Here is a 26,181-nt window from a genome sequence, read left to right as displayed (position 1 = left end):
CTTGCGCTGACCTGACGATCCCGGCAGGCGGGCCCCGCCTGTCGGTCTTCCGAACCACGCAAGGCAAGCGACATGCTACAGCAAACGATGCGCCTGATCGGCACCATCGCCGCGTCGATTTTCGGCGCCATCCTGCTCAAGACGGTGCTGGAGAAACTGGCGGGGCTGCTGATCGGCACCGGGCTGATCACCGGTCACAGCGGCACCGATCTCTTTACCGGCAAATGGAAAATCCCCGTCGGCCCCTGGGCCAAGCACGTCTTCGAATGGATGCGCGACAGTTTCTCGATCGTCTTCGATCATCTGGCCGCGATCTTCGAAACGCTGATCGACGGGATCATGGCGATCTTTGCGACGCCCTTGGACATTTCCTGGATCACCGGGGCGGCAGACTACACGCCCCTTTACCCGGCCGAATACCAGCCCTTCGTCCTGACGGGCTTTTTCCTTGGCATCTCGTGGTTCCTGCAACGGCGCGTGTCGATCCTGCTGACCGTGCTTCTGGGGCTGCTTTACGTCTTCAACCAGGGCTACTGGAAACCGACGACGGAAAGCCTGACGCTTGTCATCTCGGCCTGTGTCGTGTGCATGTCGGTCGGCGTGCCGATCGGCATCGCCGCCGCACACCGGCCGCGGCTTTATCTGGCGATGCAGCCGATCCTTGACCTGATGCAGACGCTGCCGACCTTCGTCTATCTGATCCCGGCGATCGTGTTTTTCGGCATCGGCATGGTGCCGGGGCTCATTGCCACGGTGATCTTCGTGCTGCCCGCGCCGATCCGGCTGACGCATCTGGGTGTCTCGACCACGCCGCAACCGCTCCTGGAAGCCGCCCGCGCCTTTGGCGCCACGCCGCGGCAGGTGCTGTGGAAGGTGGAACTGCCCTATGCGCTGCCGCAGATCATGGCGGGGCTGAACCAGACGATCATGCTGTCGCTTTCCATGGTGGTGATCGCGGCGCTTGTGGGCGCGAACGGGCTTGGCGTGCCGGTGGTGCGGGCGCTCAACTCTGTCAACACCGCGCTGGGCTTTGAATCGGGGATGATCATCGTCGTCGTCGCCATCGTGCTCGACCGGATGATGCGCTTCGGGGGATCGAAATGAGACATGCCAATCTGATCACCGATTCGAAGCTGACCGCGGGCGTCGCGGTGCGCTTCGACAATGTCTCGATCGTCTTTGGCGATCACCCCGACCGCGCCCTGCCGCTGATGGACGAGGGGATGAGCCGCGCCGAAATCCAGGCCCGCACCGGCCAGGTTCTGGGGGTGCATGACTGCTCGCTTTCCGTGGCCGAGGGCGAAATCCTTGTGCTGATGGGCTTGTCAGGCTCCGGCAAGTCAACGCTTCTGCGCGCGGTGAACGGGCTCAATCCGGTCTGCCGCGGCAAGGTCGAGGTCTGCGATGGCAACGGTCTTGTCGATGTCACCCATGCCGATCCGCAGACCCTGCGCCGGATCCGGCAGACCCGCGTCGCGATGGTGTTTCAGCAATTCGGCCTGCTGCCCTGGCGCACGGTGCGCGAGAATGTCGGGCTGGGTCTGGAACTGAGCGGCATGGGCAAGGCGGAACGGCGCGACCGCGTCGATGCGCAGCTGAAGCTCGTGAACCTGACCGACTGGGCCGAGCGCAAGGTGGGCGAATTGTCGGGCGGCATGCAGCAGCGCGTGGGGCTGGCGCGCGCCTTTGCCACCGAAGCGCCGATCCTCTTGATGGACGAGCCCTTTTCGGCGCTGGATCCGCTCATTCGGGCGAAGCTGCAGGACGAACTTCTGGACCTGCAATCGACGCTCAAGCGCACCATCGTCTTCGTCAGCCATGATCTGGACGAGGCCTTCAAGCTGGGCAACCGCATCGCGCTGATGGAAGGCGGGCGGCTGGTGCAGATGGGCACGGCGCGGGAAATCATCGCCAATCCGGTCGATGAGTATGTCGCCGAATTCGTCGCGCACATGAACCCGCTTGGGGTGCTCACGGCCGAGGACATGGCCGAACCGGGCGCGGCCGAGGGCACGCTGATTGCGCCCGAAACCCCGGTGATCAAGGTGATGGAACTGCTGAAGACCGTCCCCGCCGTGGCGCTGACCGACGGGCGGCGCATCACCCGCGAAGGCGTGATCGCCCGGCTGATCGACCCGCGCGGCACCGCCGCCAAGGCGTAAAGAGGCGTATTTGCGCCAAGAAAAAGCAAAGCCCGGGGCCCTTCGACCTCGGGCTTTTTCTTGGTTCAAATACGCCCTTTCGCCCTCTCCCCACGCGCCTCGCGCCAGGTCAGGAAGACCACCGCAGCCAGGATGATGGCGCCGCCCAGAATGACCCAAGGGTCGACCGCCTCGCCGAAGACCGACCAGCCGAGAGCGGTCGCCCAGACCAGCTGCAGGAAGGTCACCGGCTGCGTCACCGTCATTGGCGCGCAGGCAAAGGCGCGGGTCATGCAGTAATGCCCCGCCGTCGCAAAGACCGCGACCGCCCCAAGCCAAAGCAGCTGCGAAAGGCTGACCGGCTGCCAGACAGCCAGCGCAAAGGGCGCAAGGCCGATCGTCACCGAAAGCGCCATCACCGCCACCACGGTCGAGGCAGGCGCAAGCTGCGTCAGCCGCTTCATCACCAGGTAGGACAGGCCGAACCCGAAGGCCGCGCCAAGCTGCGCCAGATGGCCGGGGGACAGCTCGCGCAGGCCCGGGCGCAGCACCACCAGCGCGCCCAGAATCGCCACGCCGATCGCCGCCATCCGCGCCGGGCGGAAGCCCTCGCCGAAGAAAAGCCCCGCGCCCAGGGTGACGATGATCGGGTTGAGATAGCCGATGGCCGTGACCTCGGAAATCGTGATCCGCGCCATGGCGTAAAACCACAGCATCACGGCGATGGTATGCAGCGCGCCGCGCAGCGCGAAAAGCTTGAAAAGCGGGGGCGAAATGCCCGAGCGCAGCAGGGGGCATCAGCGAGGGGGCCAGAAACAGCAACCCCCAGGCGAAGCGGATGAAGGCGGATTCGGCGGCGGGCAGCGCCGTGCCCAGATAGCGCACGATGCCGTTGACGAAGACGAAGGCGATGCCGGTGGCCAGCATCCACAGCACGCCCTCGACGGGATGGTTTTTCGCGGAGATCGACGTCATGCCCCTTGCTGCCCCGCCCCGCGCGGGGGCGCAAGCGGCCGATTGTGCCGGATACAGGGCGCCGCCGATCGGCCTGCCACACTTGACCTCGGTCAAGGCGCATGGCGCCCGTGCCGGGTAGCCACAAAGGACGGCAGCCCGACACAGCGGCGAAAGGACGTTGCTTTCCCCCCGGACTGCCGCAATCCTGTGCCAACCCCGCGACCGCGAGCCTCGATGATCCGCCCTGCCCGCCCCCAGCTGTCCCTCCGCACCGGCGTTTTCGCCCGGTGGCTGGCGGTGCTGGCCGTCGCGCTGCAAAGCCTGCTTTTCGCCGAGCACCTCAGCGCCGCGGCGTTGCAGGATCTGGCGGGGCTTCCCCCCGGCGCGCGGGCAGGCTTCCTGCAGCTTTGCACCGGCGAGGGCGTGGCGCTTTACGACCCCGCCTCGGGCCGGGTGGTGCAGATGGCAGAGGGCCACGCGCCCTGTGCGATCTGCGCCAGCGCCGCGGTCTGCGCCTTTGCCATGCCCGCGCAGCCGGATCTGCCGCCGCCGCAGCTGCATCTTCTGACCGCACTTGATCCCGCGGCCCTGATCCCCTTCGCCTTCATCGCGCCTGTACCCCGCAGCGGCCTGATCCGCGCACCGCCGGTTGTCGCGACCCTGTGACGGGGGCGCGAGGGGGGCAGCGTCCCGCCCTCCCCGTCCCCGCGGGGTCCCCGTCGTGCCCTGATCCCAGCCATGCTTTCCGTTTTGGAGACAGCGATGAAACGTCGTGATTTTCTTGCCGCCACCGCCTCTGCCACCGCGCTTGTGCCGCTGGCCGCCCTGCCCGCCCACGCCGAAATGGCGATGTCCCCCGCCGAAAAGCCGGTCAACCCGATGCAATGGACCGATGAAAACGGCCTGACCCGGTTTCTCAAGGTCGACACCGATCCCATGGCCGACGATCTGGGCAAATATCCGCGCTGCCCCTATTGCGGCATGATGCGGGCGATGTTCTCGGCCTCGCGCCATCTGATCGTCTATGAAAACGACACCGTGGACGGCACCTGCTCGATCCATTGCGCGGCGATTTCGCTGGCGCTGAACATGGACGCCGGGCCGAAAGCGATTTACGCGGGCGATGCCGGGGCCAAGGGCGAGACGAAGCCGCTCGCCGATACCGACGCGATGACCTATGTGATCGATCCCGCGAAACCGGGCACGATGTCGGCGGTCTCGAAACTGGCCTTTGCCGACCGCGCCAAGGCCGAGGCGGCCGTGGCGGGCAGCGCCGGGGCAACGCTGGCCGATTTCGACGCGGCGCTGATGGCCGCCTATGTCGAAATGGCCAAGGACACCGCGATGATCCGCAAGCGCCGGGCCGAAAAACGACATGAAACGGGCATGAAGATGCCTGCCTCGCATTGACCTTTTGCAACATTCCGGCCGTGCCCAGGCGGCATGGCCGGGGATGGAGTTGATCATGTGCAACCTTTCCCGCCGCAACGCGCTTGGCCTTCTGGCGGGCGTCCCGGCGCTTGCCCTTTGCCTTCCGCAGGCCACCCGCGCGGAGGCGACGCCCGTCAATCTGCCCAAACCCGGACCACGCGACACCTGCCCGGTCTGCGGCATGTTCGTCGCGCGCTATCCCGACTGGATCGCGACGCTGGTCTTTGCCGATGGTGTGGCCTTCCATTTCGACGGCCCGAAGGACTGCTTCAAATTCCTAAACGACATGCCGCGCTATGCCGCCGGACGCCGCCGCGATCAGATCACCGCGATGGGGGTGACCGACTATTACGGCCTGCGCCCGATCGCGGCCGAGACGGCGCTTTACGCGATCGGTTCGGATGTGTTGGGGCCGATGGGGCATGACTTCGTGCCCTTGGCCAGTGACGCCGAGGCGGCCGACTTCATGCGCGATCATGCGGGCAAGCGCCTTTTGCGCTTTGCCGATGTCCCTGCGGACCTGCCCGCGAAGCTGGACGAAGGCCGGTTCGAATGAGCCTGCGCCCCGCGACCCCGGTGCTGGCGGCCTTTGGCGCGCTTCTCGCGCTGGCGGGGGGCGAGGCCGCGCATGCCGTTCTGACCGCCCCGCGCGAGGCCGCGCGCCTGCAGGCCGAGGCGCGTCTGGTGCGTGACCTTGGCCTGACCGATCTCGCGCTGTTCACCGAGGCGCGCTACACCCGCCACCCGTCTTTGGCCGATCTGGCCACCGCCTTTCAGGACAACCCCTTGTCTTTCGACCATTTTCCCTCGGGCAGTCTGATCGCGCCGCCGGAGCATTTCGGGCCGACGGCGCTTTCCTTCTCGGCCGGGGATCTGCGATGACCGCGCTGAACCGACATCGCGCGCTTCTGGATTTCACCGTTGCGGCGCTGGCGCGGCGGCGGGTCAAGACGCTCGCCCTCGTCGCGGTCTTTGCCGCGGTCGTCTTCCTGCTCGCCTCGGCGATGTTCTTTGCCGCCAGCCTGCGCCGCGAGGCCGAAGCGACGCTGGCAGGCGCCCCGGATCTGATCGTGCAAAGCCTCAGCCTCGGCCGTCAGACGATGATCGGTGCCGAGGCGGTGCCGCAGCTTGCCGCGATCCGCGGCGTCACCGGGGTCGAGGGGCGGCTTTGGGGTTATTTTTACGACCGGATCAACGGCGCGAATTACACGGTGATGGTGCCGGACACCGCCGCGATGATGCCGCCGCCGGGGCAGGTGATCCTGGGCGAGGCGGTGCCGCGGCTGCGCGATTTCAAATGGCAGGGCACGCCGCTCTTTCTGTCGCGCCGCGAGGGGGATCTGGTCCGCTTCGACATCGCCCGCACGCTTGGCACCGAAACCGCGCTTCTCAGCGCCGATCTGATCTTGATGAACGAGGCCGATTTCCGCAGCTTTTTCAACGTGCCTGCGGGCCAGTTCACCGATCTGGCGGTCAGCGTGCGCAACCCGCGCGAGCTGTCGACCGTGGTCGCAAAGGCGACAATCCGGCTGCCCGAGGCGCGGTTCGTCACCCGCGCGGACATCGCCCGCACCTATCAGAAGCTCTTCGACTGGCGCGAGGGCGTGATGGTGGCGCTGGCTTTCGTGGCGCTGCTGGCTTTCGCGATCTTTGCCGCCGACAAGGCCAGCGGGCTTTCCGCCGAGGAGGCGCGCGAAATCGGTATTCTGAAGGCGATCGGCTGGGACACGCGCGATGTGATCGCGATGAAGCTCTGGGAGGGGGGGCTGATCTCGGGCGGGGCATTTCTGCTGGGCACGGTGCTGGCCTATGCGCATGTGTTCTGGGCGGGGGCACCGCTTTTTGCCCCCCTGCTGAAGGGCTGGGCGGTGATCTATCCCGAGTTCCGGCTGACGCCCGCCATTGATGCCTTGCAGCTGGGCACGCTCTTCCTTCTGACCACCCTGCCTTATGCCGCCGCGACCGTGGTTCCGGTCTGGCGCTCCGCGGCGGCCGATCCGGATGCGGTGATGCGATGATCACTTTGCATGGTGTTTCTAAGACTTACAACGAGGGCCGCCCGAACGAAGTCACCGCCCTGCGCGGCATCGATCTGGCGATCGCGCCGGGGGTGACGGTGCTCATGGGGCCTTCGGGCTCGGGCAAGACGACGCTTTTAAGCCTTGTCGGCTGCATGGCGCGGCCGACGACGGGGCGGATCACATTGGCGGGCGAGGTGATCTCCTCCCTGCCCGAGCGTTTCCTGACCGATCTACGGCGGCGCCGCTTCGGTTTCGTGTTTCAGCGCTTCAACCTGATCCGGGGCCTGTCGGTGCTGGAAAACGTGGTGCTGCCCGCGGCGCCCCTGGGCGCGCCCCGCGCCGAGGTCGAGGCCCGGGCGCTTTCGCGGCTCGAGGCGCTTGGCCTTGCGGGCAAGGCGCGGATGCCGGTCGAGGTGCTCTCGGGCGGCGAGACGCAACGGGCGGCGATTGCCCGCGCGCTGGTCAATGACGCGCCGGTGCTGATTGCCGACGAGCCCACGGCCAATCTGGATACCGCGCTGGCGCATCGTTTCCTCGACATCGTCGCCGGGCTGCGGGCCGAGGGGAAAACAGTGATCCTGACCAGCCATGATCCGCGCATCATTTCGGCCGCGCCGGTGACCGCCGTGGTCGAGCTGCGGGACGGTGCCATCCTGCAGGTGCGGTCATGATCTTTCACACGCCGATCCTGACGCTGCTGCTGGTCTCGGCGCTGGCCGCGCTGGTGGCGGTCTGGTCGGCGGGCTTCGGGATTTCCGTGCTGCGGCACTGGGATCTGAGCAGCGGAGCGCGCGGGCAGCTGCTGCTGGAGCGACGGACCGAACTGGTCTCGACGCTTTTCGCGCTGGTGATGGCAGCCGAGGCGGCGGCGCTGTTTCTGTTCGTTTTCAATGCAGACCGGATGGCGGCGCTGTTCGTCGGCGCGATGTGCGCGGTGGGCACGCTGAATGCGAACGGCTACGGCTTTCCCGCGCTTTACGGCCAGATCGCCAGCTTCTTTGCGGCAGCGGTCTGGCTGGTGCTGGATCATGTCGACCGGCTGGGGCGCGATTATCCGCTGACGCGGGTGAAATATGCCGCCGTGCTGGTGATCGCGCCGCTGGTTCTGCTGACGGGCGCCCTGCAGCTGGCCTATTTCCTGAACCTGCGCAGCGATATCATCACCTCGTGCTGCTCGAAGCTCTTCACCCCGGCGAATGCGGGGATTTCCGACGAGATGGCGGCGGTCGATCCGGCGCTGGCGCTTGCGGCACTGGCGCTTGCGGGGGGGCTGGTGCTGGCAAGCGGGGTTCAGGCGCTGCGCACAGGGCGCGGGCACGGACTTTTCGCGCTGGCGGGCGCGGGCTATTTCGGCGCGGCATTGCTGGCGATGGTCTCGACGATCGCGCTTTATGTCTATGAGAACCCGAACCACCACTGCCCCTTCTGCATCCTGAAGCCGGACTATGGCTACATCGGCTATGCGTTTTACCTGCCGCTCTTCGGGGCGACGGCGCTGGCGCTGGGGCTGGGCGCGGTGAGCCCCTTTACCGCGCGCAACAGCTTGCGCACGCCCCTGCCCGCGGTGATGCGCCGCCTGACACTCTGGGCGCTGGCGGGCTTTGCGGCCTATGGCGCGGTGACGGTCTGGGTGATTGCGCGCTCGAACCTGATCCTGTTTGGCTGAAAACCTGCCGCCGCAAGCAGAGTATGTCGCCCCGGCTGTCGCCGGGGCGACCCGCCGGGGCGACCCGCCGGGGGCTCCGCCCCCGGACCCCCGGGATATTTGGACCAAGGTGAACCAAGCCGCTTGCAAATGACCTGCCCCGATCTCCCCCTCCTGCTTTTTCTTGGTGCAAATACGCTGGGGGGTCCGGGGGGCGAAGCCCCCCGGCGGGTCGCCACGCGCCAGCGTGGCGAAAACAAAAGGCGCCCCGCGGGGCGCCTTTTGAAAAAACCTCCGCGCGGCGATCAGAGCTGCGCGGCAACATCCTCGGGGACGTCGAAGTTGTGCGTCACCGTCTGCACGTCGTCATCCTCTTCCAGCGCATCGATCAGCTTCATCAGCTTCTGCGCGGTTTCCAGATCGACCTCGGTCGTGGTCTGCGGCTTCCAGATCAGCTTCGATTCGGTCGATTCGCCCAAGGCTTTCTCCAGCGCCTCGGAAACCTCCGACAGCGCCTCGACCGAGCAATAGATCCAGTGCCCCTCTTCGTCGCTCTCGACGTCATCGGCGCCAGCCTCCAGCGCCGCCATCATCACCGCATCGGCATCACCCACCGAGGCGGGATAGGAAATCTCGCCCACCCGGTCGAAGCCGTGGCTGACCGAGCCGGTCTGCCCCATGTTGCCGCCCGATTTGGTGAAATAGCTGCGCACGTTCGACGCGGTGCGGTTCAGGTTGTCGGTCATCGCCTCGACGATGATCGCGATGCCGTTCGGGCCATAGCCCTCGTAGCGGATCTCGGTGTAATCCGCCGCATCGCCCATCTGCGATTTCTTGATCGCGCGGTCGATCACGTCCTTCGGCATCGATTGCGCCTTGGCGGCCTTGACCGCCAGCCGCAGGCGCGGGTTCTTGTCGGGATCGGGGTCGCCCATCTTCGCGGCGACGGTGATTTCCTTCGCCAGCTTCGAGAACATCTTCGAGCGGATCGCATCCTGCTTGCCCTTGCGGTGCTGGATGTTCGCCCATTTGGAATGGCCTGCCATGCCCCTACTCCGTCGAATTGGTGTGCTGGCGGCCGCTATAGCCAAAGCCCGGCCTTACCGCAAGCCGCGCCAATGAAACCGGCCCGTCGGACCGCCCGTCAGCCGGGTTGATGACCGTAATTCACCGGCCGGTGCCCGTCGCCGCCCTCGGGGGTCACCCAGTCGAAGACGCGCCCGTCAGAGATCCGGGTGAGCCGGACCGTCGCATAGGGCTCGATCAGCCCCGCGGCGGCCGGAACATGGATCTTGCGGCGGATCTCGACCGCATAGGTCATCGGCACGGCGCAGCCCGAAAGCCGCCCCTCGGGCACGGCGGCGATATCGGCGCTGCAGCGGCTGCCATCGGTGAAATGCACCGTCAGCCGGTCGGCGAGCAGATCGATCCGCGCGGGGTTCGGCGTCGGCGCGGCCCCCGGCGGGGTCAGCGCCGCGCAGCCAGCCAGAAACAGGGGGGCGGCGAGCAGAAGCGGAGCGGTCAGGGACAGGCGCATGGGAACCTCAGGGAACGAGCGGCCAGACAAGCGGGATCACCAGCACCGCGACGGTGCCGGTCAGGATATCAAGCGGAATGCCGAGCCGCAGGAAATCCGAGAATTTGTAACCGCCCGGCCCATAGACCATCATATGGGTCTGATAGCCGATCGGCGTGGCAAAGGCGACCGAGGCCGAGAACATCACGGCGACGGCAAAGGGGCGCGGATCGAGGCCAAGCGTATGCGCCAGCTGGATCGCGATCCGCGTGAAGATCACCGCCACGGCGTTGTTCGACAAAAGCTCGGTCATCGCAAGGCCGAGGAAATAGACCGCCGCCAGCGCCGCGATCGGCGGCAGATCCTGCATCAGGGGCGCCACCGCATCGACGATCAGCGTGACCGCCCCCGAGGCGTCCAGCCCCTCGCCCACCACCAGCATGGCGAAGATCATCGCCAGAAGCCGGCCATCGACATAGGAAAACGCCTCGTCGGCGTCGATGCAGCGGGTCAGCAGGATCACCGCCACCGCCACCATCGCCAGCGCCATGATCGGCGCCACATCCAGCGCCGAAAGCCCGACCACGGCGAGCAGGGCCAGCACCGCGATCGGCATCTTCCCGCGGCGGAACGCCCGCGCCGTCGGGCGCGAGACATCGACCAGATCCATGTCCTGCGCCAGCCGGGCGATATCCTCGGGCGCGCCCTCGAGCAGCAGCGTATCGCCCACGACCACCACCAGATCATCAAGCTTGCGGCCGATGTTCTGGTTGCGCCGATGCGCCGCCAGAACATAGACGCCATAGCGCCGCCGCAGCCGCAGATCGCCCAAAGACCGCCCGATCATCCGGCAGCCGGGCGAGATCAGCACCTCGACCGTCTCGGTGGCGACGGAGGAGAGCTTGTCCACCACCCGCACATCCTTGTTGGCCTGCATGCCGAGCAATTCCGAAACCTCGGTGCGCAGCACCACCCGGTCGCCCGCTTCCAGAACCGCCACCGTCAGATCGCGCCGCAAGCTGGCATCGCCGCGCAGAACGTCGATCACCCGGACGCCGGTGCGCTTGAAGATGTCGATCTCCAGCACGCCCTTGCCGATCAGGTTCGACTCCTCGGGGATCGCCACTTCGGTGAAATATTTCATCTTCGGGCGCCCGCCGCCCAGCGTCGCCGCCATCGAGACCCGGTCCGGCACCAGATGGCGCGACAGCAGCGCCATGAAGATCGACCCCGCCAGACAGATCGCCACCCCGACGGGCGCGATCTCGAAGATCGAGAACGGCTCCATCCCGTCCTTGCGCACCACCCCGTCGACAAGGATGTTGGTCGAGGTGCCGATCAGCGTGAGCATCCCCCCCATGACGGTGAAATACGAAAGCGGCATCAAAAGCCGCGAGGGCGGCACGTTCAGCTTGCGCGCCGCCTGCATGAAGATCGGGATCATCACCGCCACGACGGGGGTGTTGTTCATGAAGGCCGAAGCGCCCATGACGATGGCGAAAAGCAGCGCCGTCGTCATCGCGGGGCTGTCGTCGATACGGCTTTCGACGGCACGGGTGGCGCGGTCAAGCGCGCCGGTGCGCACCAGCGCCCCCATGATCAGGAACATGAAGGCGATGGTCCAGGGCGCCGAATTCGACAGCGCTCCGACCGCTTCCTTGTAGGGCACAAGGCCCAGCACCAGCATCAGCGCCGCCCCGCCGATGGCGATGACTTCGGGCGGGTCCTTTTCGCGCACGAACAGAACGAACATGCCCAGCACGATGGCGATGGACAGCCATGCCTGCGCCGTGGCGCTCAGTCCAAGATCGATCATCTCAGGCCCCTCTGCTTCGCCGCGATACTAGCCGCCCAAGCCATGCGGGCAAGCTTTCATCGCCGCTTTCCGTGCCAGCTTCGGCTCTCGGCGGGAAAATGCTGTTTTTGCGGACATGTGGCGGCGGATGTTCAGACCGGCAGCGCCTCGGGCAGCCGCCCCCCCAACCGCACCGGGGCGATGCGCGTGGCCTTGCCCGAGCGGTCGTCGGTCTCGACATAGACCCCCGAGAGCGTCACCGGCCCCTCGGCCGGGGTGAAGCGGTCGCGCGTCATCCCGGTCAGGAAGCGGCGCATCGGCTCGGCCTTTTCCATGCCGATGATGCTGTCGTAATCGCCGCACATGCCCGCGTCGCTCAGATAGGCGGTGCCGCCCTTCAGGATCACCGCATCGGCGGTCGGCACATGGGTATGGGTGCCGACGACAAGGCTGGCGCGGCCGTCGCAATACTGCCCCATCGCCATCTTTTCCGACGTCGCCTCGCAATGCACGTCAACGACGATCGCCTGCGCCAGCCCGCCCAGCGGATGCGTGCGCAAGGCGGTGTCGATCGCCGAGAAAGGATCGTCGAAGGGGCGCTTCATGAAGACCTGCCCCAGCACCTGCGCCACCAGCACCTTGCGACCACGCCGGTCCTCGAACAGGCGCGCGCCCTTGCCGGGCGCCTCCTTCGCGTAATTCAGCGGCCGGATCACCCGCGGCTCGGTCTCGATGAAGCGCAGCATGTCCTTCTGATCGAAGGCATGATCGCCCAGCGTCACCACATCGGCCCCCGCGGCCAGCAGCAGTTTCGCATGCTCGCCCGTCAAGCCCATGCCGCCCGAGGCGTTTTCGCCGTTCACCACGACGAAATCGAGCCCCCAGTCCGCGCGCAGCTTCGGCAGCCGTTCCGCCACCCCGGCACGTCCCGCGCGCCCCATCACATCGCCAAGAAACAAGATCTTCATGGGCTTCCTTAGGCCGAAGCCCCGCCGAAAAGCAACCGTTGCCTTGCGCAAAACGCCATTTCCGCCGCGTTCCAAGACAGGTTTCGGGCCGGGACTCGGGGGCGGAGGGGGGCTGCAAAGCGCCACGGACCCATCGGGCGACCCAGGGAAAAATTTCAGCCTCGGCGGAAATCCGCCGCCCCACAAGCCGCCGGATGGCGAGATTCCGCCCGTTTTCCGCGCCGGGCATTCAGAGACCTTTAACCCTGATGCCATTCCCGGTTAGGAGGTCACCTCGACGAAGCCACGCACTCACATTTCGTTACAAGGTCCAATGAACATCACGCTGACATCCTCCGGGCGCCTTGCCCGGCTTCCCCTCGCTCTTGCCGTTCTGGCCGCTCTCTCGGCCTGCGGCGGCGGCGGCGGCGGAACCGAACAGGCCACGCGGATGAGCTTCGCCTCGGCACAGGAACGCCCCGAGGGCGTCGATCCGGCAGGCGTTGACCCGGCGCGGCGCGACAGCGCGGTGTCGCTGGCGCGGGAACTGCGGGCGCGCGGCGGCCGGGTCTGGTGCGTGCCCTTCGCGCGCAATGTCTCGGGGATCGATCTGCAGGGCAATGCGGGCACCTGGTGGTCGAAGGCCTCGGGCCGCTACGCCCGCAGCCACCGCCCCGCACCGGGCGCCGTCATGGCCTTTTCGCCCACCCGCAAGATGCCGATGGGCCATGTCGCGGTGGTGTCGGCGGTCGTCTCGCCGCGCGAGATCAAGATCGATCATGCGAACTGGCAGCGCAACCGGGTGTCGCTCGGCATGACCGTGCATGACGTGTCGAAGAACAACGACTGGAGCCAGGTCCGGGTGATGAGCCAGGAAAGCGCCGCGGGCCGGGTCTATCCGGTCTCGGGCTTCATCCTCAAGGACCGGGGCTGAAAGACCGGGGCTGAGCCCCCCCCTCCCCGGAAGTTGCAAAGGGCGCCCCGCGGCGCCCTTTTTCGTCAGTCCTGAACCTTTTTCACGAATTGCGACTTCAGCCCGATCTGGCCGACGCCGGGCAGCTTGCAATCGATGTCGTGATCGCCCGGCACCAGCCGGATGCCGCGGACCTTGGTGCCGACCTTGACCACCTGCGAGCTGCCCTTGAGCTTGAGATCCTTGATCACCGTCACCGTGTCGCCATCAGAGAGCACATTGCCGACGGCATCGCGAATCACGCCGCTTTCGGCGGCATCGCCGCCGGGGGCCCATTCATGGCCGCATTCGGGACAGGTGAAAAGCGCATCCACCTGATAGGTGAAGGTGCTGGCACATTCGGGGCACGGCGGCAGGGTGTCATCGGTCATGCCCCGCTTTAGCCCGCGCGGGCGGGCTTGACCAGAGCGCGCGGCCTCAGCCCCGGCCGGGATCGCGGAGAGAATCGCGCGGCGGCGGCAAGATCGGCCCGGTCTCGGTCACGATCAGATCGAGCGGCTGATCGGTGGGCTCGACCGGCACGGCGTCGAGTTCCTGCGCCGCAAAGGCGAAGCCGATCGCCGTCACCGGCCCGGCGGCGCGCAGCCGTTCCAGCGTGCGGTCATAAAAACCGCCGCCATAGCCCAGCCGATAGCCGCGCCGGTCAAAGGCGACAAGCGGCACGATCAGCACCCGCGGCGTGATCTCGGCGCCGGTTTCGGGGACAAAGGCGCCGAAGGGGCCGGGGATCAGCGGCGCCTCCGGCGTCCAGGCGCGGAATGTCAGCGGCTGACCCGCGTCCGCAATCACCGGCACGCCAACCGTGCCGCGATGCGCCGCCATCGCCGGGCGCGGGTCGATCTCGGTGCGGATCGGCAGATAACCCGCCAAGGGCGCGCCCGAAAACCGCATCAGCGCCGCCAAAAGATGGTCGCAGGCCTCGCCCTGCCCCGCGGCAAAGGCGGATTTGCGCGCCGCAAAGGCGGTCTTGCGCGCCGAAGCCTTGCGCGCCGCCAGATCGGTCACACCAGAACCCAGGTCGCAAGGCCGAGGAAGGCGAAGAAGCCCATCACATCGGTCAGCGTGGTGACAAAGGTGCCCGAGGCCAGCGCCGGGTCAAGCCCCATCCGTTCCAGCGTCAGCGGCACCATCACCCCGCCCAGCGCCGCGACCAGCTGATTGACGATCATCGCAAGGCCCAGCACCACGCCCAGCTCGACATGGCCAAAGATCAGCCCGCCCGCGACGCCCAGAAGCAGCGCCAGGCTCAGCCCGTTCACCAGCCCCGCACCAATCTCGCGCAGCACCACCCGGCGCGCGTTCGAGACGGTCAGATCGCGCGTCGCCAGCGCCCGCACCGCGACGGCCAGCGATTGCGTCCCCGCGATCCCCCCGGTCGAGGCGACGATCGGCATCAGCGCGGCCAGCGCCACCAGCGAGGAGATCGTCGCCTGAAACTGCGAAATCACGATGGCCGAAAGCGAGGCCGTGAACAGGTTCGCGACAAGCCAGGGCAGACGCTGCCGCACGGTTTCCAGCACCGAATCGGAGATCGAGCTTTCCTCGCCCACCCCCGCCAGTCGCAGGATGTCTTCCTCGTGTTCCTCGTCCAGAACGTTCATCGCGTCGTCGATGGTGATCACGCCGACCAGACGGCCGTCGTCATCCACCACCGGCGCGGAAATCAGGTGATACTGGTTGAAGGCATAGGCGACATCGCCCTCTTCCTGGCGGGCGGAAATGGTGCGGAAACTGTCCTCGGTGATCGCGCTCAGCGCGGTCTCGGGCTTTGACGACAGGATCTTGCCCAGGGTCACATAGCCCACCGGATGATGCGCCGGATCGACCAGAATCACGTGATAGAACTGGTCGGGCAGCCAGTCCTCGCGCTGCAGAAAGCCGATCGCCTCGGCCACGGTCCAATGCAGGGGGGCCACGACGACCTCGCGCTGCATCAGACGGCCGGCGGAATTTTCGGGCCAGGTCAGCGATTGCTCGACCGCGGCGCGGTCGGTTTCATCCAGCGCCTCAAGGATGGCTTCCTGCTGGACCTCTTCCAGATCCTCGATCAGATCGACGACGTCGTCGGAATCAAGCTCGCGGACCGCCTCGGCCAGAACATCGGCCGGGATCTGCTCGATCACCTCCTCGCGGATCGATTCGTCGATCTCGGTCAGGATCTCGCCGTCCATCTCGCGGCCGTAAAGCCGCAGGATCTCGCGCCGCTCGGCGGTGGTGACCTGTTCCAGAAGGTCGGCGATATCGGCGCCATGCAGCGGTTCCAGCAGCTCGGCCAAAAGCACGGCATCGCTGGCCTCGGTCGCGGCAAGGACACGTTCGACCAGATCACCGGTCAGCGCGGGCAGGTCTTCGGCTTCGTGCTCATCCGCCCGCTCTTGTGCCATGCCGCCCCCTGTTTCGTCTGCTTATGATTTGCGCCACCTTATCGCAGCCGGCTGCGACAAAAAAGCCGTGATTGCCGAAGCCTGGTCGCGGCCCTAGCATGGGGGCACACGGGAAAGGAAGGTGGCGCGTGGAGATTTTGCTGGGTCAGGTGCTGCGATACGCGGGCGATCCGATGGTCGAGGGGCCCGGAGCGGCCCGTCACGACCGGCACGGCGCGGTGGCGATCGAGGCGGGGCGGATCGTCGATCTGGGCCCGGCCGAGACGGTTCTGGCACGCTTCCCGCAGGCGCGGCGCACCGATCTGGGCGACAAGCTGATCTCGGCGGGCTTCGTCGATGCGCATGTGCATTATCCGCAGACCGCGATCATCGCCAGCTGGGGCAAGCGGCTGATCGACTGGCTCAATACCTACACCTTCCCCGAGGAGATGCGCTTTGCCGATCCCGCCTATGCGGCCGAGATCGCCTCGCGCTATCTCGACCTCGCGCTGGCGCATGGCACGACCTCGATGTGTTCCTATGCGACGATCCATTCCTCCTCGGTCGATGCCTTCATGGGCGAGGCGGCACGGCGCGGCATGCGGGCGATGGCCGGGCGGACCTGCATGGACCGCGACACCGCGCCCGCCGGGCTGCGCGACAGCGCGCAGGCGGCCTATGACGAAAGCAAGTCGCTCTTGACGCGCTGGCACGGGCGGGACCGGCTGGGCTATGTGATCACGCCGCGGTTCTCGCCCACCTCGACGCCCGATCAGCTGCTGGCCTTGGGAAGCCTCTGGGCCGAGCATCCCGACTGCCTGATGCAGACGCATCTGAGCGAGCAGGTCGACGAGATCGCCTGGGTCAAAAGCCTGTATCCGGCGGCGCGGGATTATCTGGACACTTACGAAACCTTTGGCCTGCTGGGCGAAAACGGCGTTTACGGCCATGCGATCCATCTGGAGCCGCGCGAGATCGCCCGGCTGCGCGATGTCGGCGCGGGGCTGGCGCATTGCCCGACCTCGAACAGCTTCATCGGCTCGGGGCTCTTTGATGCGGCGGGGCTTTCAGCGGCGGGGCTGCGGATCGGGCTGGCCACCGACACCGGCGGCGGATCAAGCTTCTCGATGCTGCGCACGATGGCGGCGGCCTATGAGATCGGGCAGCTCAGGCGCGGCGCGCTGCACCCGGCGGCGCTCTGGTATCTGGCGACCCTCGGCGCGGCGCGGGTTTTGCGCATCGACCCGATGGTCGGCAATATCGCGGTGGGGATGGAGGCGGATCTGATCGCGGTCGATCTGGCCTCGACCCCCGCCATTGCCCAGCGCGCCGAGCGGGCGGGCGATTTCTGGGAGGCGCTGTTCCCGACGATCATGATGGGGGATGACCGCGCCATCGCCGGGGTCTGGGTGGCCGGGCGGCGGATGAAGTAGCGGGGCTCTGCCCGTTCGACGGGGCGACCAACTGCAACGACGGCGCGGGGCTCTGCCCCGCACCCCGAGGTATTTCCAGCAAGATGAAATCAGCGGGCAAGGGCTTTGGCGAGCGCGTTTGCGCGTTCGATGACGCGCGGCAGATCCAGCGTGGTGATCTGGCCATCGCGGACGACCGGGCGGCCCTCGACGAAGAGATGCTTCACCCGCGTCGGCCCGGAGAGAAGCAGCGCCGCGACCGGATCCCAGGCGCCCGCGGCCTCGAGCCCCGAGACATCCCAGATCGCCAGATCGGCGCGTTTGCCGGGTTCCAGACTGCCCAGCTCCGGGCGGCCCAGAACCTGCGCGCCGCCGAGCGTCGCGATCTCCAGCGCCTCGCGCACGGACATCGCCTCGGCGCCGTTTTGCACCCGTTGCAACAGCAGCGCCTGGCGCGCCTCGGCGATCAGATTGCCCGCGTCATTGCTGGCCGATCCATCGACGCCCAAGGCCACCTTCACCCCCGCATCGCGCATCGCCCGGATCGGCGCAATGCCCGAGCCAAGGCGACAATTCGAACAGGGACAATGGGAAACCCCGGTGTTTGACCGGGCAAAAAGATCAATTTCCGAACCTGAAAGCTTCACGCAATGGGCATGCCAGACATCGGCGCCGGTCCAGCCCAGATCCTCGGCATATTGGCCGGGACGGCAGCCGAACCGGTGCAGCGAATAAGCGATATCCTCGTCATTCTCGGCCAGATGGGTGTGAAGCATCACCCCCTTGTCGCGGGCCAGAAGCGCGGCGTCACGCATCAGCTCGCGCGAAACCGAGAAGGGCGAACAGGGGGCCACGCCCACCCGCAGCATCGACCCGGGGCGGGGATCGTGATGGGCGTCGATGACGCGGATGCAATCTTTCAGGATCGCCTCTTCGCGCTCGACCAGGGCGTCAGGCGGCAGCCCGCCCGCGCTTTCGCCAATCGACATCGCGCCGCGGGTCGGATGAAAGCGCAGCCCCAGCTCGGCCGCCGCCGCGATCGTGTCATCCAGCCGCGCGCCGTTCGGGAACAGATAGAGGTGATCCGAGGACAGCGTGCAGCCCGAGAGCGCCAGCTCCGCCAGCCCGATCTGCGCCGAGGTGAAGATCTCCTCGGGCCCCATCCGCGCCCAGATCGGGTAAAGTGTCTTCAGCCAGCCAAACAGCAGCGCATCCTGCCCGCCCGGCACCGCCCGCGTCAGCGTCTGATACAGGTGATGGTGGGTGTTGATCAGCCCCGGCGTGACGACGCAGCCCGCGGCCGACACCACCTCGCCCGTGCTCGCCAGCCCCTGCCCCACGGCGACGATCTCGCCGCCCCGGATCAGCAGATCGGCGCCACGCAATTCCCGCCGCGCCGAATCCATGGTGACGACGACTTCGGCCCCCCGGATCAGAATCTCCCGCATCAGATGCCTCCCGCCAACGCAATCCCCTCGGGGAAGTCCGAAGGGGCCCGAGGGCCCCTTCGGGCGGGGGGTTCGGGGGGCGGCAGCCCCCCGACTTCCCCCTCAGCCCTGCAAGACCGCCATCGCCGCCGCATGCACCTCGGCATTCGCCGCCGCCAGCACCCGCCCGCCACGAAAGGCCGGGCCGCCCGTCCAGTCGGTCACGATCCCGCCCGCCGCCTCGATCACCGCGATCGGCCCGCCGACGTCATAGGGCTGCAGCCCGGCCTCGACCACCAGATCGATCTGCCCTGCCGCGATCAGCCCATAGGCATAGCAATCCGTGCCATAGCGCGTCAGCTTGACCTGAGCCGCCAGCCGCGCGAAGGCTGCGCCCTCCTCGGGCGTGCCGACCTCGGGGAAGGTGGAATAGAGGATCGCCTCGGAGAGCGGCCGCGGCGCGCGCGTGCGCAGATCGGCCCGGCCCAGCGGCCCCGTCACCCGCGCCTGACCGAAGCCGCCGAAAAACCGCTCGCCGATATAGGGCTGGTCGATCAGCCCCATCAGCGGCGCCCCGGGGGTGTCGTCGCCTTCTTCCGACAGCGCGATCAGCACCCCCCAGGTCGGCGTCCCCGACAGATAGCCCCGCGTGCCGTCGATCGGATCGAGCACCCAGGTCAGCCCCGATGTCCCCCGCGTCACCCCGAATTCCTCGCCCCAGATCCCGTCGGCGGGCCGCCGCCAGGCCAGGATCTCGCGCATCGCCTGTTCCGCGGCCCGGTCGGCCACGGTCACCGGATCGAAGCGCACCGCCTCCTTGGTTTCGGCGGCAATCCCGCCCGGGGTGCGGAAATGCACCAGCGTCACCGCCCGCGCGGCATCGGCCAGGGCTTCGGCGGTGGCGATCAGATCGGCCTTGTCGGCCTCGCTCAGATGGGGCGGCATGGGGAGAGCTCCGGAAAAAAGACGGGGAGCGTCACCGCTCCCCGTCTTTTCAACCCCGATTGTGCGGCCATATCAAGCCACGTCGGAGAGAACCTTCGCCAGTTCGAACAGACGGCGCCGCTGCGCCTCGGGGATCGCGTAGTACGAACGCACCAGGGCCAGCGCTTCCTTGTCGGAGAAAAGATCCCCTTCCAGCGCGGCCGTGTTCGGGTCTTCGCCCGACAATCCTTCGAAGAAGAACGACACCGGCACGTCAAGCGCATCGGCAATGTCCCAAAGCCGCGAGGCCGAGACACGGTTCATCCCCGTTTCGTATTTCTGAATCTGCTGGAACTTGATGCCGACCTTGTCGGCCAGCTGTTGTTGCGTAACCCCCACCAGCCAGCGGCGGTGACGGATACGCTTGCCCACATGGACATCGACCGGATGCTTCATTCATTCTTCCCCGGAACTCTTCGGATGGATGAAGCTAACACAGTGCGGGGCGCCGTTTCGGTTGCAAAATCTGGAACCTATCCAAAAAGACAGGTAAATTCAGAGACTAACCGCTACGTAATGTCGCACATCCTGTAATTGTTAACCATGCTCCGTCAAGATCGGCATTCCGGGCCATGGCGGACCATGTCGCAATTCGCAAATTGCATCGCAAATTGCATTTTTCGCGACCGAAAAATCAGCTTCGCGCTCTGGTTGATTCGGCAGTCAACAACCATCCCGGGACTGGCCGCCCCGCGCCCTCCGCGCTAGGCTGACCGTTCCGATCCCAGCCCGGAGACCCAGATGCGCGCCTTCCTTCACACCGATCCGACGACGCCGCCGACGCCTGCCGATCTGCCGCTGCCCGCCCCCGGCCCGGGCGAGGTGGCGGTGCGGATCGCCGCCTGCGGGCTGAATTTCGCCGACCTGCTGATGCTCGAGGGGACCTATCAGGCCACCCCGCCACTGCCCTTCGTGCCGGGGCTCGAGGCCGCGGGCACGATCACCGCCGCCGGGCCGGGCACGCGGCTTGCTCCCGGCACCCGCGTCGCCATCCATGCCGGTCACGGCGGTCTGGCCGAGGCCGGGGTCTTTGCCGAGGACCGCTGCACCCCCCTGCCCGACAGCCTGGATTTCGAGACCGCCGCCGCCTTCCAGATCGCCTATGGCACCTCGCATCTGGCGCTGACCCTGCGCGGACGGCTGCGCGCGGGCGAGACGCTGGTGGTGCTGGGCGCGGCGGGGGGCGTGGGGCTGACCGCGGTCGAGATCGGCGCGCGGCTGGGCGCGCGGGTGATCGCCGTCGCGCGCGGGGCCGAAAAATGCGCCATAGCCGCGCAGGCGGGCGCGGCCGAGACGCTGGATGCCGAGACCCCCGACCTGAAAGCCGCGCTCAAGGCGCTGGGCGGCGCCGATGTCGTTTATGACGCGGTGGGCGGTGCCTTGGGCGAGGCCGGTTTCGCCGCGCTGAAACCGGGCGGGCGGTTTCTGCTGATCGGCTTTGCCGCGGGGGCACCGCCTGCGCTCAAGCTCAATCATGCTTTGGTGAAGAACCTTGAAATCCATGGGCTTTACTGGGGCGGCTATCTGGAACTCGACCCGGCGGCGCTGCGCCGCTCGATGACCGAGCTTTTCGCCCTTGCCGCCGATGGCCAGCTGCATCCGCATATCTCGGCCCGCTTCCCCCTGTCGCAGACCGCCGCGGCGCTGGAGATGTTGCGCGCCCGCCGCTCCACCGGCAAGATCGTCGTCACGATGGGGTGACCCACCCCGCCGGCGGCCGATTTTCTGCCGCCGGGTTCTTGAAACCCCCCCGGTCCTTTCCAATATCGGACCCGACGGCGCACGCTCGCGCGGGACGCCGCACAGACTGGAGACAACCACATGGCTAATTACAACACGATGCACAGCACCGCGGCTGGCCGTGCGAGTTACATCGACGAGGGTCTGCGGACCCATATGAACAAGGTCTATGGCCTGATGTCGGTGGCGATGATCGTCACCGGGGCGGTCGCTTTCGGCGTCAGCATGAACGACCAGCTTCTGGCCGCGATCTTCGGCACGCCGCTGAAATGGGTGGTGATGTTCGCGCCGCTCGTCGTCGTCTTCGCCTTCTCGGCGATGATCCACAAGATGCAGACCTCGACCGCGCAGATGGTCTTTTTCGGCTATTCGGCGCTGATGGGCCTGTCGCTCGCCTCGATCTTCAAGGTCTATACCGGCGTGTCGATCGCCCAGACCTTCCTGATCACCGCCATCGCCTTTGCGGCGCTGTCGCTTTACGGCTACACGACGAAGCGCAACCTCTCGGCCTTCGGCTCGTTCCTGATGATGGGCGTGATCGGTCTGATCGTGGCCTCGATCCTGAACATCTTCATCGCGTCGTCGGCGCTGCAATTCGCGATCTCGGTGATCGGCGTGCTGCTGTTCTCGGGGCTGACCGCCTATGACACGCAGAACATCAAGAACACCTATCTGCAACTGGCGCAGTCGGATGCGGATTTCCTTGGCAAGGCCGCGATCCTGGGCGCGCTGCAGCTCTATCTCGACTTCCTGAACCTGTTCATGTTCCTGCTGCAGTTCCTCGGCAACCGCGAATGATCTGAACGACCCGAACCAACCTCCGGGAAAGGCCCCGCGGTCCGCCGCGGGGTTTTTTCCGTTTTGGGCCCCGGGTTTCGGGCTCAGTCCCGCAGCGCCGCGGCGTGATGGGCAAAGTGATCGCCCAGAAAGCTGGCGATGAAGTAATAGCTGTGATCGTAGCCCGGATGGCGACGCAGCGTCACCGGATGGCCAAGCCGCGCCGCTTCCTCGGCAAAGATCCAGGGCTTCAGCTGGCCCTCCAGGAAGCTGTCCGCCTCGCCCTGATCGATCAGGATCGGCAACCGTTCCGCCGCCCCCGCCAAAAGCGCCGTCGCATCCCACGCGGCCCAGGCCGCCCGGTCGGGCCCCAGATAGGCGGAAAACGCCTTTTCCCCCCAGGGCACCTGCGCCGGCGCAGCGATCGGCGCAAAGGCCGAAACGGCCCGATAGCGCCCCGGATGGCGCAAAGCCGCCACCAGGGCACCATGACCGCCCATCGAATGCCCCATCACCGAGCGCCGGTCAGAGGCCGGGAAAGCGGCTTCGATCAGCGCGGGAAGTTCGGTCACGACATAGTCGTGCATCCGGTAATGGGCCGCCCAAGGCGCCTGGCTGGCGTTCAGGTAAAACCCCGCCCCCTGCCCCAGATCATAGGCCGGATCGTCGGCCACGCCGTCGCCGCGGGGGCTGGTATCGGGGGCGACGACGATCACCCGATGCCGGGCCGCATGGGCCTGCGCCCCCGCCTTGGTGATGAAATTCTGCTCGGTGCAGGTCAGGCCGGACAGCCAATAGACCACCGGCAGCCGCTCGCCCGGATCATGCGCCGGGGTGAACAGGCCAAAGCGCATCTCGCAGCCCAGCGTGGCGGAGGCGTGTTTCCACACCTCCTGCGTGCCGCCGAAACACCCGTGCGTTTCAAGACAGTCCATCGCGGCCTCAGAACTTGATCACGGAACGGATCGACTTGCCTTCATGCATCAGATCGAAGGCCTCGTTGATCTGATCCAGCCCCATCGTGTGGGTGACAAAGGGCTCGAGTTCGATTTCGCCCGCCATCGCCTGTTCGACCATGCCCGGCAGTTGCGACCGCCCCTTCACCCCGCCAAAGGCCGTGCCCATCCATTTGCGCCCGGTCACCAGCTGGAACGGCCGGGTCGAGATCTCCTGCCCCGCCCCCGCCACGCCGATGATCACCGACTGCCCCCAGCCGCGATGCGCGCATTCCAGCGCCGCCCGCATCACGTTGACATTGCCGATGCATTCGAAACTGTGATCGACGCCCCAGCCGGTCATCTCGACGATCACCTGTTGAATGGGCTTGTCGTGATCCTTCGGGTTGACGCAATCAGTGGCGCCGAACTGCCGCGCCAGATCGAATTTCGCCGGGTTGGTGTCGATGGCGATGATCCGGCCCGCCTTGGCCTGCCGCGCGCCCTGAATGACCGCCAGCCCGATCCCGCCCAGACCGAAGACGGCAACGCTGTCGCCTTCCTGCACCTTGGCGGTGTTGTGCACCGCGCCGATGCCCGTGGTCACGCCGCAGCCCAGAAGACAGACATGTTCGTGATTGGCGTGCTCGTTGATCTTGGCCAGCGAGACCTCGGCCACCACGGTATATTCCGAAAAGGTCGAGCAGCCCATGTAATGATAGATCGGCTCACCGTTGTAGGAAAAGCGCGAGGTGCCGTCGGGCATCACGCCCTTGCCCTGCGTCGCGCGGACCGCGGTGCAGAGGTTCGTCTTCCCCGATTTGCAGAACAGGCATTCGCCGCATTCGGCGGTGTAAAGCGGAATGACATGGTCGCCCGGGCGAACCGAGGTGACGCCGGGGCCGACCTCGACCACGACGCCCGCGCCCTCATGGCCCAGCACGACCGGAAACAGCCCCTCCGGGTCATCGCCCGACAGGGTGAAGGCGTCGGTGTGGCACACGCCGGTATCGGTGATGCGGATCAGAACTTCGCCCGCTTTCGGCGGCGCGACGTCGATTTCAACGATTTCAAGGGGTTTGCCCGGCGCAAAGGCCACGGCGGCACGCGATTTCATGGTAGTCTCCCTGTTGGTCTATTTGAGATAGCTGCGCACCAGCGCCAGCAATTCCCCGGTTCTGGCACCGCCCTCTCCCTCGGGCGGGCCGAATTCGTCGCGGATATGGGCCTCCAGCACCTCGGCCATCAGCCCGTTCACGGCGCCGCGCACGGCGGCGATCTGCTGCAGGATCGGGCCACAGTCCGACCCGCTTTCCAGCGCACGTGACAGCGCCTCGCACTGGCCGGTGATCCGCTTCACCCGCGCCAGAATGCGCTTCTTGTCCTCGGGGTTGTTCGGCATCGGGGGTCCCTCCCCGCAGGGCGTATACTCTGGGGGAGTATATCAGCCTTTCCCCGCAAGACCAGCGATTCCAGCGTCGGGCGGGATCAGGCAACGGCGGGCCTCGGCCGCAACCTCGCGCGTCAACGCCTCCAGCAGCCGTGCTCCCAGCCGCACATGCTGCCAGTGCAACGGCACCTCCAGCGCCGCGCCGGGCAAAAGCTCGACCAGCCGCCCTTCCGCCAGCGGTGCCGCGGCCAGAGGCAAAGGGTTGAGCGCCCAGCCCAGCCCCAGCAGGCAGGCGTCCAGAAACCCCTGCGTCGAGGGCAGCTGATGCGTCGGCGCCGCCAGCGGCAGGTCCAGATGACGGCGCAGCCAGCGCGCCTGCAGCCCGTCCTTGCGGTCGAATTGCAGCACCGGCGCCCGGGCCAGCGCCGCGGCCGTGACACCTTGCGGGAAATGCCGCGCCATGAAGGCGGGGCTGGCGCAGGCGACATAGCGCAGCGCGCCGAGCGGCCGGGTCCGGCAACCGGGCACCGCCGCCGGGTCCGCCGTCACCGCCGCCAGCACCTCGCCCGAGCGCAGCCTTGCCGCGGTGTGCTCCTCGTCATCCAAGAGCAGATGCAAAAGCGCCCCCGTCGCTTCGGAAAACCGCGCCGCGGCGGGCAGAAACCAGCTGCCCAGCGAATCCGCATTCACCGCCACGGGCAGCGCGGGTGGCCCCTGCCCCGCCAGCCCCGGAAGATCGGCCGCCAGCTCCCCCTCCAGCAGCCGCACCCGCTCGACATGGGCGCAAAGCCGCGCCCCCGTCTCGGTCGGCACCGGCGGCTGGCTGCGCACCACCAGCGCCGCCCCCACCCGGTCCTCGAGCGCGCGGATGCGCTGCGACACCGCCGAGGGCGTGACGCCCAGCACCGCAGCCGCCCGGTCAAACCCGCCTTCGCGGATCACCGCGGCCAGCGCCGCCAGCAAGGGATAATCGAGCATGTTAAGCTCCCCTTCATCAGCTTTAGCATCCTGAATTTGACTACACCCGCAGGCCCGGGCAAGGAAGTCCGATGACCCAGATTGCCCCCCTCCTCACCGGCTTCGCCCTCTCCCTTGGCCTCATCGTCGCGATCGGCGCGCAGAATGCCTTTGTTCTGCGGCAGGGGCTGCGGCGCGAACATGTGGCGCTTGTCGTCGGCTTTTGCGCCGCTTGCGATCTGGCGCTGATCGCCGCCGGGGTGGCGGGCTTGGGCGCGGTGCTGGGCACGGCGCCGCGGCTGGTCACGGTGCTGTCGCTGGGCGGGGCGGGGTTTCTGGGCTGGTACGGGGTCTCGGCCCTGCGTCGCGCGCTGCGGCCCGAGCGGCTGGAGGCCGGACCCGGCGGCGCGGCGCTGACGCGCGCGGGGGCGCTGGCGCGGGTGGCGGGGTTCACGCTGTTGAACCCGCATGTCTATCTGGATACGGTGCTGCTGGTGGGCTCGGTCGGCGCGGCGCAGCCCGCGGCGGCGCATCTGCCCTTTGTCCTTGGCGCGGGGCTGGCCAGCGCGGTCTGGTTCGTCTCGCTGGGCTTCGGCGCCCGGTTTCTGGCGCCGCTCTTCGCGCGGCCGCTGGCCTGGCGGGTGCTGGATCTGCTGATCGGTGCGATGATGCTGACGCTGGCGGCGGGGCTTTTGCGCCAGGTCTGGGCCATGACCACCTGAGCGGGCGAAAAAGCAAACCCGCCCCTTGCGGGACGGGCGCCCTCCGGC

The 26,181-nt window shown here is 67.1% G+C and carries 29 protein-coding genes and 1 pseudogene; 15 read left to right on the top strand and 15 right to left on the bottom strand.

All coding sequences use genetic code 11. From position 1 onward, the window contains the following. The first annotated feature begins 72 nt into the window (after positions 1 to 72). Positions 73 to 1,104: a choline ABC transporter permease subunit gene (gene choW / locus LY44_RS08065; RefSeq protein ID WP_223230734.1), complete on the top strand. Its 1,032-nt coding sequence runs from the start codon at positions 73 to 75 to the stop codon at positions 1,102 to 1,104. Next, a complete protein-coding gene (gene choV / locus LY44_RS08060) occupies positions 1,101 to 2,162 on the top strand; it encodes a choline ABC transporter ATP-binding protein (protein WP_055213382.1) in 1,062 nt (353 codons plus the stop codon). The genes choW and choV overlap by 4 nt, the downstream gene beginning before the upstream one ends. A gap of 65 nt (positions 2,163 to 2,227) precedes the next feature. On the opposite strand, the pseudogene LY44_RS08055 reads toward choV, so the two are convergent. Beyond that, positions 2,228 to 3,116 (bottom strand): annotated as a pseudogene (locus LY44_RS08055) (DMT family transporter). On the opposite strand from LY44_RS08055, the gene LY44_RS17895 reads away from it, so the two are divergent. From LY44_RS17895 to LY44_RS08020, 8 genes are all read left to right on the top strand, one after another. Next, positions 3,028 to 3,237 carry a hypothetical protein gene (locus tag LY44_RS17895; protein ID WP_162491422.1) on the top strand — a complete coding sequence of 70 codons (210 nt, stop codon included), beginning with the start codon at positions 3,028 to 3,030 and terminating at the stop codon, positions 3,235 to 3,237. The pseudogene LY44_RS08055 and the gene LY44_RS17895 overlap by 89 nt on opposite strands. Positions 3,238 to 3,332: 95 nt before the next feature. After that, entirely contained in the window at positions 3,333 to 3,764 is a 432-nt protein-coding gene (locus tag LY44_RS08050; protein ID WP_055213384.1) for a hypothetical protein, read from the top strand. A 96-nt stretch (positions 3,765 to 3,860) separates the two neighbouring features. Continuing rightward, positions 3,861 to 4,508 carry a nitrous oxide reductase accessory protein NosL gene (locus tag LY44_RS08045; protein ID WP_055213385.1) on the top strand — a complete coding sequence of 216 codons (648 nt, stop codon included), beginning with the start codon at positions 3,861 to 3,863 and terminating at the stop codon, positions 4,506 to 4,508. Between the two features lie 55 nt (positions 4,509 to 4,563). Continuing rightward, a complete protein-coding gene (locus LY44_RS08040; protein ID WP_055213587.1) occupies positions 4,564 to 5,085 on the top strand; it encodes a nitrous oxide reductase accessory protein NosL in 522 nt (173 codons plus the stop codon). Further along, entirely contained in the window at positions 5,082 to 5,411 is a 330-nt protein-coding gene (locus LY44_RS08035; RefSeq protein WP_055213387.1) for a hypothetical protein, read from the top strand. The genes LY44_RS08040 and LY44_RS08035 overlap by 4 nt, the downstream gene beginning before the upstream one ends. Then, a complete protein-coding gene (locus LY44_RS08030; RefSeq protein ID WP_055213389.1) occupies positions 5,408 to 6,547 on the top strand; it encodes an ABC transporter permease in 1,140 nt (379 codons plus the stop codon). The genes LY44_RS08035 and LY44_RS08030 overlap by 4 nt, the downstream gene beginning before the upstream one ends. After that, the gene (locus LY44_RS08025) at positions 6,544 to 7,221 is read left to right on the top strand and encodes an ABC transporter ATP-binding protein (protein ID WP_055213391.1); all 678 of its coding nucleotides are present in this window, start codon (positions 6,544 to 6,546) and stop codon (positions 7,219 to 7,221) included. Before LY44_RS08030 ends, LY44_RS08025 begins: the two co-directional genes overlap by 4 nt. Next, the gene (locus LY44_RS08020) at positions 7,218 to 8,216 is read left to right on the top strand and encodes a hypothetical protein (protein ID WP_055213393.1); all 999 of its coding nucleotides are present in this window, start codon (positions 7,218 to 7,220) and stop codon (positions 8,214 to 8,216) included. The genes LY44_RS08025 and LY44_RS08020 overlap by 4 nt, the downstream gene beginning before the upstream one ends. A 284-nt stretch (positions 8,217 to 8,500) precedes the next feature. Here the strand turns inward: LY44_RS08020 and LY44_RS08015 are convergent, their stop codons facing one another. The 4 genes from LY44_RS08015 to LY44_RS08000 all read right to left on the bottom strand — a co-directional run bounded on the left by LY44_RS08015 (position 8,501) and on the right by LY44_RS08000 (position 12,474). Further along, positions 8,501 to 9,241, bottom strand: a complete 741-nt coding sequence (locus LY44_RS08015) for a YebC/PmpR family DNA-binding transcriptional regulator (RefSeq protein ID WP_055213395.1) — start codon at positions 9,239 to 9,241, stop codon at positions 8,501 to 8,503. 98 nt (positions 9,242 to 9,339) lie between these two features. Next, complete coding sequence (locus tag LY44_RS08010) at positions 9,340 to 9,732, bottom strand: hypothetical protein (protein WP_055213397.1); 393 nt, start codon at positions 9,730 to 9,732, stop codon at positions 9,340 to 9,342. A gap of 7 nt (positions 9,733 to 9,739) precedes the next feature. After that, positions 9,740 to 11,527, bottom strand: a complete 1,788-nt coding sequence (locus LY44_RS08005; protein WP_055213399.1) for an SLC13 family permease — start codon at positions 11,525 to 11,527, stop codon at positions 9,740 to 9,742. A gap of 131 nt (positions 11,528 to 11,658) precedes the next feature. Beyond that, positions 11,659 to 12,474: a TIGR00282 family metallophosphoesterase gene (locus tag LY44_RS08000; protein ID WP_055213401.1), complete on the bottom strand. Its 816-nt coding sequence runs from the start codon at positions 12,472 to 12,474 to the stop codon at positions 11,659 to 11,661. A gap of 313 nt (positions 12,475 to 12,787) precedes the next feature. On the opposite strand from LY44_RS08000, the gene LY44_RS07995 reads away from it, so the two are divergent. Next, positions 12,788 to 13,387: a CHAP domain-containing protein gene (locus LY44_RS07995; protein WP_055213403.1), complete on the top strand. Its 600-nt coding sequence runs from the start codon at positions 12,788 to 12,790 to the stop codon at positions 13,385 to 13,387. A 65-nt stretch (positions 13,388 to 13,452) separates the two neighbouring features. Here LY44_RS07995 and LY44_RS07990 read toward each other — a convergent pair whose 3' ends face one another. The 3 genes from LY44_RS07990 to mgtE are packed head-to-tail and all read right to left on the bottom strand — an operon-like array spanning position 13,453 to position 15,810. Beyond that, positions 13,453 to 13,797, bottom strand: a complete 345-nt coding sequence (locus LY44_RS07990; RefSeq protein WP_055213405.1) for a zinc ribbon domain-containing protein YjdM — start codon at positions 13,795 to 13,797, stop codon at positions 13,453 to 13,455. A gap of 46 nt (positions 13,798 to 13,843) precedes the next feature. Next, entirely contained in the window at positions 13,844 to 14,431 is a 588-nt protein-coding gene (locus tag LY44_RS07985; protein ID WP_055213407.1) for a 5-formyltetrahydrofolate cyclo-ligase, read from the bottom strand. Then, entirely contained in the window at positions 14,428 to 15,810 is a 1,383-nt protein-coding gene (mgtE, locus tag LY44_RS07980) for a magnesium transporter (protein ID WP_055213409.1), read from the bottom strand. Before mgtE ends, LY44_RS07985 begins: the two co-directional genes overlap by 4 nt. A 128-nt stretch (positions 15,811 to 15,938) precedes the next feature. Between mgtE and guaD the strand changes: the two genes are divergently transcribed. After that, positions 15,939 to 17,222: a guanine deaminase gene (gene guaD, locus LY44_RS07975; protein WP_223230733.1), complete on the top strand. Its 1,284-nt coding sequence runs from the start codon at positions 15,939 to 15,941 to the stop codon at positions 17,220 to 17,222. Positions 17,223 to 17,311: 89 nt separating this feature from the next. On the opposite strand, the gene LY44_RS07970 is transcribed toward guaD, so the two are convergent. From LY44_RS07970 to LY44_RS07960, 3 genes are all read right to left on the bottom strand, one after another. Next, the gene (locus LY44_RS07970) at positions 17,312 to 18,649 is read right to left on the bottom strand and encodes an 8-oxoguanine deaminase (protein ID WP_055213413.1); all 1,338 of its coding nucleotides are present in this window, start codon (positions 18,647 to 18,649) and stop codon (positions 17,312 to 17,314) included. A 102-nt stretch (positions 18,650 to 18,751) separates the two neighbouring features. Then, positions 18,752 to 19,573, bottom strand: coding sequence for an inositol monophosphatase family protein (locus LY44_RS07965; protein WP_055213415.1), 822 nt, complete (start codon positions 19,571 to 19,573; stop codon positions 18,752 to 18,754). Positions 19,574 to 19,645: 72 nt separating this feature from the next. After that, positions 19,646 to 20,008: a helix-turn-helix domain-containing protein gene (locus LY44_RS07960; RefSeq protein WP_055213417.1), complete on the bottom strand. Its 363-nt coding sequence runs from the start codon at positions 20,006 to 20,008 to the stop codon at positions 19,646 to 19,648. A gap of 345 nt (positions 20,009 to 20,353) precedes the next feature. Here LY44_RS07960 and LY44_RS07955 point away from each other — a divergent pair, with 345 nt between their 5' ends. Continuing rightward, the gene (locus tag LY44_RS07955; RefSeq protein ID WP_055213419.1) at positions 20,354 to 21,313 is read left to right on the top strand and encodes an NADPH:quinone oxidoreductase family protein; all 960 of its coding nucleotides are present in this window, start codon (positions 20,354 to 20,356) and stop codon (positions 21,311 to 21,313) included. A gap of 120 nt (positions 21,314 to 21,433) precedes the next feature. Further along, positions 21,434 to 22,150: a Bax inhibitor-1/YccA family protein gene (locus LY44_RS07950; protein WP_055213421.1), complete on the top strand. Its 717-nt coding sequence runs from the start codon at positions 21,434 to 21,436 to the stop codon at positions 22,148 to 22,150. A gap of 83 nt (positions 22,151 to 22,233) precedes the next feature. Here LY44_RS07950 and fghA read toward each other — a convergent pair whose 3' ends face one another. From fghA to LY44_RS07930, 4 genes are read right to left on the bottom strand one after another with little or no spacing between them, the layout of a single operon-like run. After that, a complete protein-coding gene (gene fghA, locus LY44_RS07945; protein ID WP_055213423.1) occupies positions 22,234 to 23,064 on the bottom strand; it encodes an S-formylglutathione hydrolase in 831 nt (276 codons plus the stop codon). A gap of 7 nt (positions 23,065 to 23,071) precedes the next feature. Next, positions 23,072 to 24,181: an S-(hydroxymethyl)glutathione dehydrogenase/class III alcohol dehydrogenase gene (locus tag LY44_RS07940; protein ID WP_055213425.1), complete on the bottom strand. Its 1,110-nt coding sequence runs from the start codon at positions 24,179 to 24,181 to the stop codon at positions 23,072 to 23,074. Positions 24,182 to 24,199: 18 nt separating this feature from the next. Continuing rightward, positions 24,200 to 24,466 carry a metal/formaldehyde-sensitive transcriptional repressor gene (locus LY44_RS07935; RefSeq protein ID WP_013066612.1) on the bottom strand — a complete coding sequence of 89 codons (267 nt, stop codon included), beginning with the start codon at positions 24,464 to 24,466 and terminating at the stop codon, positions 24,200 to 24,202. Between the two features lie 42 nt (positions 24,467 to 24,508). Beyond that, positions 24,509 to 25,432: a LysR family transcriptional regulator ArgP gene (locus LY44_RS07930; RefSeq protein ID WP_055213427.1), complete on the bottom strand. Its 924-nt coding sequence runs from the start codon at positions 25,430 to 25,432 to the stop codon at positions 24,509 to 24,511. A 71-nt stretch (positions 25,433 to 25,503) separates the two neighbouring features. Here LY44_RS07930 and LY44_RS07925 point away from each other — a divergent pair, with 71 nt between their 5' ends. Then, positions 25,504 to 26,133, top strand: a complete 630-nt coding sequence (locus LY44_RS07925) for a LysE/ArgO family amino acid transporter (protein ID WP_055213429.1) — start codon at positions 25,504 to 25,506, stop codon at positions 26,131 to 26,133. The last annotated feature ends 48 nt before the right edge of the window (positions 26,134 to 26,181 follow it).

The organism is Rhodobacter capsulatus, assembly GCF_003254295.1.
GTDB lineage: Bacteria > Pseudomonadota > Alphaproteobacteria > Rhodobacterales > Rhodobacteraceae > Rhodobacter > Rhodobacter capsulatus.
This window is presented reverse-complemented; position numbering and strand designations above follow the sequence as displayed.

What these genes read in the sequence shown, in the direction of transcription:
- choW (WP_223230734.1), top strand. Translation starts at nt 73, where the DNA reads ATGCTACAGCAAACGATGCGCCTGATCGGCACCATCGCCGCGTCGATT.
- choV (WP_055213382.1), top strand. Translation starts at nt 1,101, where the DNA reads ATGAGACATGCCAATCTGATCACCGATTCGAAGCTGACCGCGGGCGTC.
- LY44_RS17895 (WP_162491422.1), top strand. Translation starts at nt 3,028, where the DNA reads ATGCCGTTGACGAAGACGAAGGCGATGCCGGTGGCCAGCATCCACAGC.
- LY44_RS08050 (WP_055213384.1), top strand. Translation starts at nt 3,333, where the DNA reads ATGATCCGCCCTGCCCGCCCCCAGCTGTCCCTCCGCACCGGCGTTTTC.
- LY44_RS08045 (WP_055213385.1), top strand. Translation starts at nt 3,861, where the DNA reads ATGAAACGTCGTGATTTTCTTGCCGCCACCGCCTCTGCCACCGCGCTT.
- LY44_RS08040 (WP_055213587.1), top strand. Translation starts at nt 4,564, where the DNA reads ATGTGCAACCTTTCCCGCCGCAACGCGCTTGGCCTTCTGGCGGGCGTC.
- LY44_RS08035 (WP_055213387.1), top strand. Translation starts at nt 5,082, where the DNA reads ATGAGCCTGCGCCCCGCGACCCCGGTGCTGGCGGCCTTTGGCGCGCTT.
- LY44_RS08030 (WP_055213389.1), top strand. Translation starts at nt 5,408, where the DNA reads ATGACCGCGCTGAACCGACATCGCGCGCTTCTGGATTTCACCGTTGCG.
- LY44_RS08025 (WP_055213391.1), top strand. Translation starts at nt 6,544, where the DNA reads ATGATCACTTTGCATGGTGTTTCTAAGACTTACAACGAGGGCCGCCCG.
- LY44_RS08020 (WP_055213393.1), top strand. Translation starts at nt 7,218, where the DNA reads ATGATCTTTCACACGCCGATCCTGACGCTGCTGCTGGTCTCGGCGCTG.
- LY44_RS08015 (WP_055213395.1), bottom strand. Translation starts at nt 9,241, where the DNA reads ATGGCAGGCCATTCCAAATGGGCGAACATCCAGCACCGCAAGGGCAAG.
- LY44_RS08010 (WP_055213397.1), bottom strand. Translation starts at nt 9,732, where the DNA reads ATGCGCCTGTCCCTGACCGCTCCGCTTCTGCTCGCCGCCCCCCTGTTT.
- LY44_RS08005 (WP_055213399.1), bottom strand. Translation starts at nt 11,527, where the DNA reads ATGATCGATCTTGGACTGAGCGCCACGGCGCAGGCATGGCTGTCCATC.
- LY44_RS08000 (WP_055213401.1), bottom strand. Translation starts at nt 12,474, where the DNA reads ATGAAGATCTTGTTTCTTGGCGATGTGATGGGGCGCGCGGGACGTGCC.
- LY44_RS07995 (WP_055213403.1), top strand. Translation starts at nt 12,788, where the DNA reads ATGAACATCACGCTGACATCCTCCGGGCGCCTTGCCCGGCTTCCCCTC.
- LY44_RS07990 (WP_055213405.1), bottom strand. Translation starts at nt 13,797, where the DNA reads ATGACCGATGACACCCTGCCGCCGTGCCCCGAATGTGCCAGCACCTTC.
- mgtE (WP_055213409.1), bottom strand. Translation starts at nt 15,810, where the DNA reads ATGGCACAAGAGCGGGCGGATGAGCACGAAGCCGAAGACCTGCCCGCG.
- LY44_RS07970 (WP_055213413.1), bottom strand. Translation starts at nt 18,649, where the DNA reads ATGCGGGAGATTCTGATCCGGGGGGCCGAAGTCGTCGTCACCATGGAT.
- LY44_RS07965 (WP_055213415.1), bottom strand. Translation starts at nt 19,573, where the DNA reads ATGCCGCCCCATCTGAGCGAGGCCGACAAGGCCGATCTGATCGCCACC.
- LY44_RS07960 (WP_055213417.1), bottom strand. Translation starts at nt 20,008, where the DNA reads ATGAAGCATCCGGTCGATGTCCATGTGGGCAAGCGTATCCGTCACCGC.
- LY44_RS07955 (WP_055213419.1), top strand. Translation starts at nt 20,354, where the DNA reads ATGCGCGCCTTCCTTCACACCGATCCGACGACGCCGCCGACGCCTGCC.
- LY44_RS07950 (WP_055213421.1), top strand. Translation starts at nt 21,434, where the DNA reads ATGGCTAATTACAACACGATGCACAGCACCGCGGCTGGCCGTGCGAGT.
- fghA (WP_055213423.1), bottom strand. Translation starts at nt 23,064, where the DNA reads ATGGACTGTCTTGAAACGCACGGGTGTTTCGGCGGCACGCAGGAGGTG.
- LY44_RS07940 (WP_055213425.1), bottom strand. Translation starts at nt 24,181, where the DNA reads ATGAAATCGCGTGCCGCCGTGGCCTTTGCGCCGGGCAAACCCCTTGAA.
- LY44_RS07935 (WP_013066612.1), bottom strand. Translation starts at nt 24,466, where the DNA reads ATGCCGAACAACCCCGAGGACAAGAAGCGCATTCTGGCGCGGGTGAAG.
- LY44_RS07930 (WP_055213427.1), bottom strand. Translation starts at nt 25,432, where the DNA reads ATGCTCGATTATCCCTTGCTGGCGGCGCTGGCCGCGGTGATCCGCGAA.
- LY44_RS07925 (WP_055213429.1), top strand. Translation starts at nt 25,504, where the DNA reads ATGACCCAGATTGCCCCCCTCCTCACCGGCTTCGCCCTCTCCCTTGGC.